Raw genomic sequence first — 9,204 nt, 5'->3', positions numbered from 1 at the left:
CCCCCCCCCCCCCCCCCCCCCCCCCCCCGCCCCCCCTTCTCCCAGGCACACGTCGAGATCCCGGTCGCATCGGTGGCAGAAGATCAGACGAGTGCTCTTCCGATCTCGGCGGGAGCGGCGTGCGCTGTCGCCGGGCCGCCTCGGTAGGGCGCGGGCCGGTGCCTGCCGCGCGGCGGGCCGGTGCCTGCCGGTGGGGAGTGGGCGGCCTGCGCCGTGGCCGGTGTCCGGTGTCCGGATCGGGTCCGGACACCGGCGGGCCCGCGCCTACGGCGCGGTGCCGGGCTCGCTCTGCGGGTGTTCCGTCGCGTACGGCCACCGCAGCAGCGCGCCGAGGCCGCCCGTCGGGCCCCGGGTCTCGCGTGCGCGCACCTCGTCCGCCTGCGCCTCGTCCTCCTCGACGTCCTGATCGCCGGACATCGAGGCCCGCGCGCCGACGCCGATGTCGTCGCCCCTGCCGTTCGGCGGCGGCTCCACCACCACCGCGTCGGCCCCGGTCATCGTCGCCGAGCGGATCAGCGCGTCGTCCGCGCGCGCGGCGAACGGCTCGGGTTCGCCGAGGTAGCGCGTCTCGGTGCGGCGCAGCGCGATCTGGTCCGGCTGCGGCCCCGCCCAGACCTCGCGGCGCGCGTCGGACCCCTGCGGCTGCACGAAGAGCGTGCCGATGCGGTGCTCGCGTGCGGCCTCCACCAGGGCGGGCACGCCCTCGGCCGCGTCGATGGAGCCGCCCGACATGGTGCGCGCCATGCGGAACCGGTCGAGCTCGCCTGCCGTGCGGTCCCGCGCGTACGCGCGCATGGCCTCCGACACGTCCTCCTCGAGCAGCCGGCTGTCCGCACCGCGCGCCCGGCCGCCGTGCGGCGACTCGACGACCGTCGCCTCCACCTGCCGTGGCAGATGCACGCGCACGGTACGCCGCTCGCGGTCGTCGCCCGCGAGCACCGTCACCTGCGCGCCGGTCTCCGCGAGCTTCGCGGTGATGGCGTCGGCGACGTTCTTCGCGTTCTGCGCCCAGGTGTTCTCGACGCTCAGCTGGAAGTGGCGCTCGTCCCACTCCGAGGTGGCGGTGCGGTGCACCGGCCAGTCCTCGCCGTCCACGCTGCCCGCCGGCTCGCGGCCGGTGGCGGTGCGCAGCTCGAAGTCGGCGCCGATGCGGTCTATGTACGCGACGAGGCAGCGCGGCTCCTCGGGCGCCAGCTCGAGCAGCGGCGCGACGTGCGGGAGCTGGGCCCACGAGGCGGCGGCCTCCGTCGCCGGGGCGACGGTCAGCGGCGGATCGAGCACCACCTCGCCGTGCGACGCGAAGAGCGCACGGCCGGGCGGACGCCCGAGGCCGCCCGTCTCGCCTCCGCCCTCCGGAGGCTCGGTCGCGAGCGCTTCGAGTGCGTCGCGAACGGCCTTGCGGGTCGCCTCGTCCGCACCCTGCTCCGCGAGGTCGGCGCAGACCTGCCGCGTGCGCAGGGCCCGGCGCCCCGTGGGGGACTGGTCGGTGGCCGAGGTGTCGACGTAGACCGAGGCCCAGGGGCCTGGACGTTCGTAGAGGGGCGCGAGGGGTGCGAGGTTCATGTGCTCCTCCTGCGGGTTGCGTGTGGTGCTGACGCTTGCGCGCCTTGGACGCGGCGAGTACCCGGCACCGTCGGCCCCTATACGTCCGCGCCTTGAGTTCTGACCCGTTGCATGCTTGTCTGCGGCATTTGGGGGCCATTAAATGGTTTTATCTGTTTCATGCCGGGGATGGATGAAGTGTGCTTCGGACCGGAGGCATGTCCCGTGAGAGCGGCCCACCGCTCCGGGCGTGTGTACGTCTGGGTTCCGAGAAGCCGCCCTCTGCGGTGAGAGTCCGTACCGTTCGAGGATGGGTGAGCACATGGCCACGCGCGTGTCTTCCCGTACGTCCGCTGAGCACCCTCGTACCGCCACTACCGCGACCGAGCACCCCCGACCAGCGTCGAAGCACCACCCGCACGACGACGCCCCCGACACGTCCGAGGCGTTCGCGGCCCTCGCGGCGCTGACCGGCGACGGCCCCGGCGCCGAGGCGGCGAGAGAGCGCATACGGCAAGAGATCGTCACGGCCTGGCTGCCGCTGGCGCACCGCATGGCGTGGCGCTACCGCAACCGCGGCGAGTCTCTTGAGGACCTGCGGCAGGTGGCCGCGCTCGGCCTGGTCAAGGCGGTGCGCAGGTACGACCCGTCGCGGGGCATCGCGTTCGAGAGCTACGCCGTCCCGACCGTGGACGGCGAACTGAAGCGGCACTTCCGCGACTACATGTGGACGGTGCACGTACCGCGGCGCGTGCAGGACCTGCGCGGCAGGATCCGCAAGGCGCGCCAGGAACTCTCCCAGACGGGGGAGATGGCGGGCCGCACCCCGACGGCCGCGGAGATCGCGGCGCACGCGGGCCTGACGGAGCAGGAGGTCGCGGACGGCATGGAGGCGATGGAGAGCTTCACGTCCCTGTCGCTCGACGCGCAGTTCCACGGCCCCGCCGACGGGTACGCGCCCGCGCTCGCCGACACGCTGGGTGAGCCGGACCCGGCGATCGACGTGGTGATCGACCGTGAGGCCGTGCGGCCCCGGCTGTGCGAACTACCGCCGCGCGAGCGGAAGGTGCTCTACCTGCGGTTCTTCCGCGACATGACGCAGAGCAAGATCGCGGAGGACCTGGGTGTGTCGCAGATGCACGTGTCACGGCTGCTGAGCCGCTCGTGCTCGCGCATCAGGGACGAGGTCCTCTCGGACCACGGTTGACGTCCGCCGGCCGGCGCTCCGCGGCACGCTCGCGGAGCGCCGCCACCACCGTGCAGGCGGTGCCCGCCACGATCGGCACGATCACGGCGGGAGCGATCCAGACCGGCACGTGCGGGTCTGGCGCCGACCGCCAGAGGACCGCGCAGCCCGCGAAGAACGACACCCCGACGCAGGCGTCGAGCACCAGCAGCGACCTGGCGACGCGCCGGGCCGATTCCCGGCTCCTGGGCCGGTGCGTAGAGGACGGGTACGAGGAGGACGCAGACGACCAGGCGCCCGCCCGCGCGGCGGGCGCCCGCGTGCGAGGCGCTGCCCGCAGCACCCACTCGGCGCAGCCGAAGAGCAGCGCCGTCACGCCGGCGTAGACGAACACGAGGGCGAACGCGCCGGCGATCGAACGCCCGGCCCACGCGTCCACCCCGCCGGCGCCGATGTGCCGCGGTATGCGGTCGGGCAGATGCGGGTAGCGCACCGCGCCCCACACGGCGAGCGCGATCAGCAGGGCGCCACTGGGAAGCAGCCACAGGCGCAGACCGGGGGCGAAGACCATGCCCGCGATTGTCCCCCACGCTGTCCCCGTTGCCCCCGCTGCCCCGGCGCTCGCCGGGTTCTCCCCGGGCGGATGTTCCTATAGGTTTTTTGGCCGACGGCACCTGGCAGCAGGCGTGTTCGGCGAAGGGGACGGCGGCCCATGACTCAGACTTCCGGGAGCACGCACGGCGCCGAGTTCGGCGGCCTCGTGGCCGCGGTCACCGGCGGTGCCTCGGGCATCGGCCTGGCGACGGCGCTCGAACTCGCGGCGCGTGGCGCCGAGGTGTGCGTGCTCGACGTCAACGCCGAAGCGGCGCCCGCCGAGTTGCACGCGTTCACCTGCGACGTCACCGACCGCGCATCCGTGAACGCGGCGTTCGCCGCAGTCGACGCGCGCTTCGGCCGGCTCGACGTCCTCGTCAACAACGCGGGCATCGGCGCGCAGGGCACCGTCGAGGACAACGATGACGCCGAGTGGGCACACGTCCTCGACGTCAACGTCACCGGCATGGCCCGGGTGGCCGCCGCCGCGCTGCCGCTGCTGCGCAAGGGCGTCGCCGCCAGGACCGGGACGCAGCCGCCCACGGCCGCCATCGTCAACACCTGCTCCATCGCCGCCACCGCGGGTCTCCCGCAGCGCGCGCTCTACTCCGCGAGCAAGGGCGCGGTCCTCGGCCTGACGAGGGCGATGGCCGCCGACCACATCCGCGAGGGCGTACGCGTCAACTGCGTCAACCCCGGCACCGTCGACACCCCGTGGGTCGGCCGCCTCCTCGACGCGGCGCCCGACCCGGCCGCCGAGCGCGCCGCGCTGAACGCACGGCAGCCCACCGGCAGGCTCGTCTCCGCGGACGAGGTCGCCGCCGCGATCTGCTACCTCGCCGGTCCGCACGCGGGCGCCACCACCGGCACCGATCTCGCCGTCGACGGCGGTATGCAGGGCCTCAGGCTGCGCCCCGCGGCCACGGGCGACGGCACCCGGTGACGCCCGTGGCGCCGCTGCCCACCGTGCCCTTCGGCCGCTCCCGGCTGCCCGTCACGACCCTCGGCTTCGGCGCCGCGACCCTCGGCGGGCTCTTCGCGCCGCTCTCGGACGAGGCGGCGCACGACGTGCTCCAGGCCGCCTGGGACGCGGGCGTCCGCTACTTCGACACCGCGCCGCACTACGGCGTCGGGCTGTCCGAGGAGCGCCTCGGCCGCTTCCTCGCCGGCAAGCCGCGCGACGCGTACGTGCTGTCCACCAAGGTCGGAAGGTTGCTGGTGCCGGGCGGGGGTCCGCCGGACTCGGTGCAGGGCGCGGACGGCTTCCACGGCACGCCCAACCGCGTACGGGTGCGTGACTACAGCGCCGACGGTGTCCGCCGCTCGCTCGACGAGAGCCTGGAGCGCCTCGGCCTCGATCGCGTCGACATCGTGTTCATCCACGACCCCGACGACCACGCGCGCCAGGCGCTCACGGAGGCGTACCCGGCGCTGGCCGCGCTGCGCGACCAGGGCGTCGTCGGGTCGGTCGGCGTGGGCATGAACCAGGTGGCCGTGCCCGCCGCGTTCGTCCGCGAGACGGACATCGACTGCCTTCTCGTGGCAGGCCGCTACACCCTGCTGCGGGCCGAGGCGGGCCGTGAACTGCTGCCGCTGTGCGCGGAGCGCGGCGTGGACGTCGTGGGCGCGGGGGTCTTCAACAGCGGGCTGCTCGCCGCACCGGACGAGAGCCCCGTCTTCGACTACGCCGCCGCGCCCGCACCGCTCGTCGCACGGGCACGGGCGATCGCCGAGGTGTGCGCGGGGCACGGCGTGCCGCTGCCGGTGGCCGCGCTCGCGTTCGTACGGGCGCACCCCGCGGTCCGCACGGTGCTCGCGGGGATGCGCAGCGCGGCCGAGGTACGGCAGAACGCCGGCGCGCTCACCGCCGAGGTCCCGGCCGCGCTGTGGGAGGACCTCCGGGCGGCCGGCCTGCTGCCCGAGGCGGCCGTCCTGCCGGGCGCGTGAGGGGCGGGCTACTTCGCGTCCGAGTAGCGCTCCACCACCGCCGTCGTGAAGGGGAAGCGGACCGGTGTCTGCCCGAACGCGGCCGTGCCCGCCGTGTCCGCCGCCGACTGGACCGCCTCCACCACCGCGTCCGCCTCCTCCCGCGGGCAGTGCACGATCACCTCGTCGTGCTGGAAGAAGACCAGCTCCGCCCGCATGCCGGCGGTCGCGCCGCGCAGCGCCGCCAGCATCAGCAGCGCCCAGTCGGCGGCGCTGCCCTGGACGACGAAGTTGCGCGTGAAGCGCCCGCGCGCCCGCGACGAGGGCGTCGAGCCCTGCGGCGCCTCCTCCTCCTGCGGGATGCCGGCCTCGTCGTCCTCGACGGCTCCCGCGGCCCGCGGGCTCGTACGGCCGAGCCAGGTGCGCACCAGGCGCCCCTCCTCGCCCGCGCGTGCCGCCTCGTCCACGTACGACACCGCGAGCGGGAAGCGCCGGCGCAGCGCCGCCAGGTTCTTCAGGCCGTCGCCCGAGGTCTGCCCGTAGATCGCGCCGAGCAGCGCCAGCTTCGCCTGCGCACGGTCGCCGGCGAACGCACGGTCCGACAGCGCCGCGTAGAGGTCGCCCCTGTGCCCCGACACCTCCATGAAATCGGGGTCGCGCGAGATCGCCGCGAGCACCCGGGGCTCCATCTGCGCCGCGTCCGCGACGACCAGCCGCCACCCCTCGTCGGCCACGACGGCCCGCCGCAGCACGCGCGGGATCTGCAGCGCGCCCCCGCCGTTGGTCGTCCACCGGCCCGAGACCGTGCCGCCCGGCTGGTACTCCGGCCGGAACCTGCCCTCCCGCACCCAGTCCTGCAGCCATGTCCAGCCGTTGGCCGTCCAGATGCGGTAGAGCTTCTTGTACTGGACGAGGGGCTCGACCGCCGGATGGTCCACCTTCTCCAGCTCCCACCGCCGCGTGGACCTCACCCGCACGCCGGCCCGCGCGAACGCCCGCACCACGTCGGCCGGGAGGTCCGGCCGCACCCGGTGGCCGAAGGCCTCCGACACCTCGTCCGCCAGCTCCGCCAGCCGACGCGGCTCGCCACCGCCCGCGTACCGCTCGCCCAGCAGTTCCCGCAGCACCTCGCGGTGGATGTCCGCCCGCCACGGCAGCCCGGCCGCGTGCAGGTCCGCCGCGACGAGCATGCCCGCCGACTCGGCGGCCGTCAGCAGCCGCATCCTGCCCGGATGCTCCGCGAGGCCGTGCCTGCGCTGCTGCTCCGCGTAGACCGCGAGCAGCCCCTCGAACGGCACGTCCGAGCCGGCCCTCGGCTCGAACAGCGACGACTGGGAGCCGGGCTCCGCCGACCGCGGCGGGGGATCGGGCGGCACCGGCACCTTCCGCAGCCGCGCCCACGCGGCCGCGGCCGACCGCGGCTCCCCGAGTCGCCCCTCGTGGCCCAGCAGCAACTGCTCCGCCGCCTCGACGTCGTAGCACCGCTCCACCGGCACGCCCGCCGCGAGCAGCCGCGGATAGACCTCGGGCGTCGAACGCCACACCCACCGCGCGACGCCCGGCCGCGCACGCACCGACGCCACCAGATCCGGCTCCCGCACCACGGGGCCGGCCGCCGAGCCGTCGGCGGCCAGCGGCGCGAGCAGCGCGCCGCCGTCGTCCAGCGGAGCCAGCGCCCAACGTCCGGTCATGGGTGCGAGTCTCGCAGCCGGGTCTGACACCGAGCCCGGAACGCGGACAGGAAGACCGACAGGAAGACCGACAGGACGTAGCCCGGGAACAACGCCGTCCCATCGGCACTTGATCCCTCAAGTGAGGCACCGGCTCGCACCGGTACTCATGGCACAGCCATGCACGCCACAAGCGGAGGTCACGATGAAGGCGACTGTTTTCGAGGAGTTCGGCGGGCCCGAGGTGCTGCACATGGGCGACGTCGACGAGCCGCACGCCGGCCCGGGCCAGGTGCGTGTGCGGGTCAAGGCGGCGGGCGTCAACCCGATGGACTGGAAGATCCGCCACGGATGGATGCAGGAGGTCATGCCCGCCGAGCTGCCGTCCGTCCCCGGCCTCGAGGCCGCCGGCGTGGTGGACGAGGTGGGCGAGGGCGTCACCGACCTCGCCGTCGGCGACGAGGTCGTGGGCTCGGCCGTGCGGGCCTACGCCGAGCACGCCCTGATGACCGTCGCCGTCAAGAAGCCCGCGGGGCTCGACTGGAACCGCGCCGTCGCGCTGCCTGTCGCCGGCGAGACCGCCTCGCGCGTGCTGGGCGCACTGGGCGTCGAGAAGGGCGAGACCCTCCTCGTGCACGGCGCGGCGGGCGCCGTCGGCGCGATCGCCGTGCAGTTCGCGATCGCGCGGGGAGCGACCGTCATCGGCACGGCCTCGCCCGCCAACCACGACTACGTGAGCTCGCTCGGCGCCACGCCCATCGCCTACGGGGACGGGCTCGTGGAGCGCGTACGCGCGGCCGCGCCGCAGGGCGTGGACGCGGTCTTCGACACGGCGGGCAAGGGCGCCCTGCCCGACTCGATCGAGCTGCGCGGCGGCACCACCGACCGCGTCATCACCATCGCCGACATGGCGGCGCAGCAACTGGGCGTGGTCTTCTCCGGCGGCGGCTCCACGCCTGAGCAGCGGCGCTCCTACCTGACGGACGCGCTCGCGCTCGCGGCCGAGGGCGCGCTGGACGTGCGCGTGGCGCGCACGTACACGCTGGCGGAGGCCGCGGAGGCGCACGCGGAGAGCGAGGCGGGCCACGCGCGCGGCAAGCTGGTCATCGTCCCGTAACGCCCGCAGCACGGCGCGGATCGCCCGGCCGGCCCGGGCATGTGGGGGAAGGTGTGGCATGACGGCCGTCCTCTCGGGCACCATGGGTTGCTTTGAGTGACCCACTGATGTCCGAGAGTAACGATGCTCACTGACAGTCGACTTCCGCACGACGTCCACCAGGCGCGACCCCGCTGGCTGCCGCTGGCCAGACTGCCGCTGCCGCACAAGCCGGAGGCGGTCTGGCGGGCGCGAAGACACACCCGCGAGGTGCTCGCCGCCCGGTGCGTGGAGGGCGAGCTGGCCGCGACCGTCGAACTGGCGGTCAGCGAGCTGGTCACCAACGCCGTACGCCACGGCGTCTGCCCGTGCGGCTGCACCCGAGGCGCCGTCTCCCTCGCCCTGCTCGAAGCGGGGGAGCGGCTGCGCGTGGAGGTCGCCGACCCCTCCCGTACGCCGCCGCGCTGGCCCACGGGGATCGAGTCGGTCGACGCGGAGGCGACGGAGGGGCGGGGGCTGCTGCTCGTCACCGGCCTGGCCGTGGACTGGGGCGACTTCGCGCGGGCGCGGCGCGGCAAGGCCGTGTGGTGCGAGTTCGCCCCGGAGTCGCCCGGCATCGGCTGATCGCGGCTCGCGGCTCGCGGATTACCGATCGACGCCGCGTTGTCCACAGCCTGTGGACAACGCGGCGTCGATCCGCGCGGACGTCTACGGCTGTGGCGCGCTCGTGGTCGCACGGGCCGACGGCGCCCCCGGCGATGCGGGCAGCGCCCTCTTCTTGAGCGTGTCCCGCCTGGTGCCGCCCCAGGCGATCACGGCCTTCTTGCCGTCGTTGGACCGCACGACGCCCTTCACGCGGTCCTTGTCGCCGTCCGTGCACGTCATCGAGAGCGTGGGCACGCCCAGGTCCCGGATCGTGCCCTGGCAGACGTGGCTGCCGGCGATCACGACCGCCTCGACGCCCTTGACCGAGAGCGTCACCACGCTGCCGCCGGTCTCGCCCTGCCAGGTGCCCGCGAGCTTGCCCGCGACCTCCTGCACGGTCTGCGCGCCGGAGCCCGAACTCGCCGCCCCGGACGGCGGATGCGTGCCGGGCGACGTGGCGGACGCCGAGCCGCCGGCCGACGCGCTGCCGCCCGTACCCGAGCCGCCCGCCGGTGCGCTGCTGCCCGCGCCCGAGCCCGGGCCCG

The 9,204-nt window shown here is 74.8% G+C and carries 9 protein-coding genes; 5 read left to right on the top strand and 4 right to left on the bottom strand.

The annotated features are described in order from the left end of the window. Window positions 1–264: 264 nt before the first annotated feature. Window positions 265–1,563 (bottom strand): baeRF2 domain-containing protein, encoded by a 1,299-nt coding sequence (locus JFN87_RS29590; protein ID WP_209345011.1) that lies wholly within the window; start codon window positions 1,561–1,563, stop codon window positions 265–267. 289 nt (window positions 1,564–1,852) lie between these two features. On the opposite strand from JFN87_RS29590, the gene JFN87_RS29585 reads away from it, so the two are divergent. After that, a complete protein-coding gene (locus tag JFN87_RS29585; RefSeq protein WP_245182517.1) occupies window positions 1,853–2,749 on the top strand; it encodes an RNA polymerase sigma factor SigF in 897 nt (298 codons plus the stop codon). Here the strand turns inward: JFN87_RS29585 and JFN87_RS29580 are convergent. Continuing rightward, window positions 2,718–3,299 (bottom strand): DUF1648 domain-containing protein, encoded by a 582-nt coding sequence (locus JFN87_RS29580; RefSeq protein ID WP_209345009.1) that lies wholly within the window; start codon window positions 3,297–3,299, stop codon window positions 2,718–2,720. The two genes, JFN87_RS29585 and JFN87_RS29580, sit on opposite strands and share 32 nt — an antisense overlap. A gap of 141 nt (window positions 3,300–3,440) precedes the next feature. Between JFN87_RS29580 and JFN87_RS29575 the strand changes: the two genes are divergently transcribed. Continuing rightward, window positions 3,441–4,265: an SDR family NAD(P)-dependent oxidoreductase gene (locus JFN87_RS29575; protein ID WP_209345007.1), complete on the top strand. Its 825-nt coding sequence runs from the start codon at window positions 3,441–3,443 to the stop codon at window positions 4,263–4,265. Between the two features lie 14 nt (window positions 4,266–4,279). After that, the gene (locus JFN87_RS29570; RefSeq protein ID WP_209345012.1) at window positions 4,280–5,269 is read left to right on the top strand and encodes an aldo/keto reductase; all 990 of its coding nucleotides are present in this window, start codon (window positions 4,280–4,282) and stop codon (window positions 5,267–5,269) included. Between the two features lie 8 nt (window positions 5,270–5,277). Here the strand turns inward: JFN87_RS29570 and JFN87_RS29565 are convergent, their stop codons facing one another. Further along, window positions 5,278–6,939 (bottom strand): bifunctional 3'-5' exonuclease/DNA polymerase, encoded by a 1,662-nt coding sequence (locus tag JFN87_RS29565; RefSeq protein WP_209345005.1) that lies wholly within the window; start codon window positions 6,937–6,939, stop codon window positions 5,278–5,280. Window positions 6,940–7,123: 184 nt separating this feature from the next. Between JFN87_RS29565 and JFN87_RS29560 the strand changes: the two genes are divergently transcribed. Both JFN87_RS29560 and JFN87_RS29555 read left to right on the top strand, forming a co-directional pair. Beyond that, a complete protein-coding gene (locus tag JFN87_RS29560) occupies window positions 7,124–8,035 on the top strand; it encodes an NADP-dependent oxidoreductase (RefSeq protein WP_209345003.1) in 912 nt (303 codons plus the stop codon). A gap of 123 nt (window positions 8,036–8,158) precedes the next feature. Then, window positions 8,159–8,638, top strand: coding sequence for an ATP-binding protein (locus JFN87_RS29555; RefSeq protein WP_209345001.1), 480 nt, complete (start codon window positions 8,159–8,161; stop codon window positions 8,636–8,638). Between the two features lie 84 nt (window positions 8,639–8,722). On the opposite strand, the gene JFN87_RS29550 is transcribed toward JFN87_RS29555, so the two are convergent. Continuing rightward, window positions 8,723–9,204: hypothetical protein (locus JFN87_RS29550; RefSeq protein WP_209345000.1), on the bottom strand; the 482-nt coding region annotated here is incomplete at its 5' end.

The organism is Streptomyces montanisoli, from assembly GCF_017813245.1.
Classification (GTDB): Bacteria; Actinomycetota; Actinomycetes; order Streptomycetales; family Streptomycetaceae; genus Streptomyces; species Streptomyces montanisoli.
The sequence above is the reverse complement of the archived record's forward strand: the minus strand, read 5'-3'. Positions and strand labels throughout refer to the sequence as shown.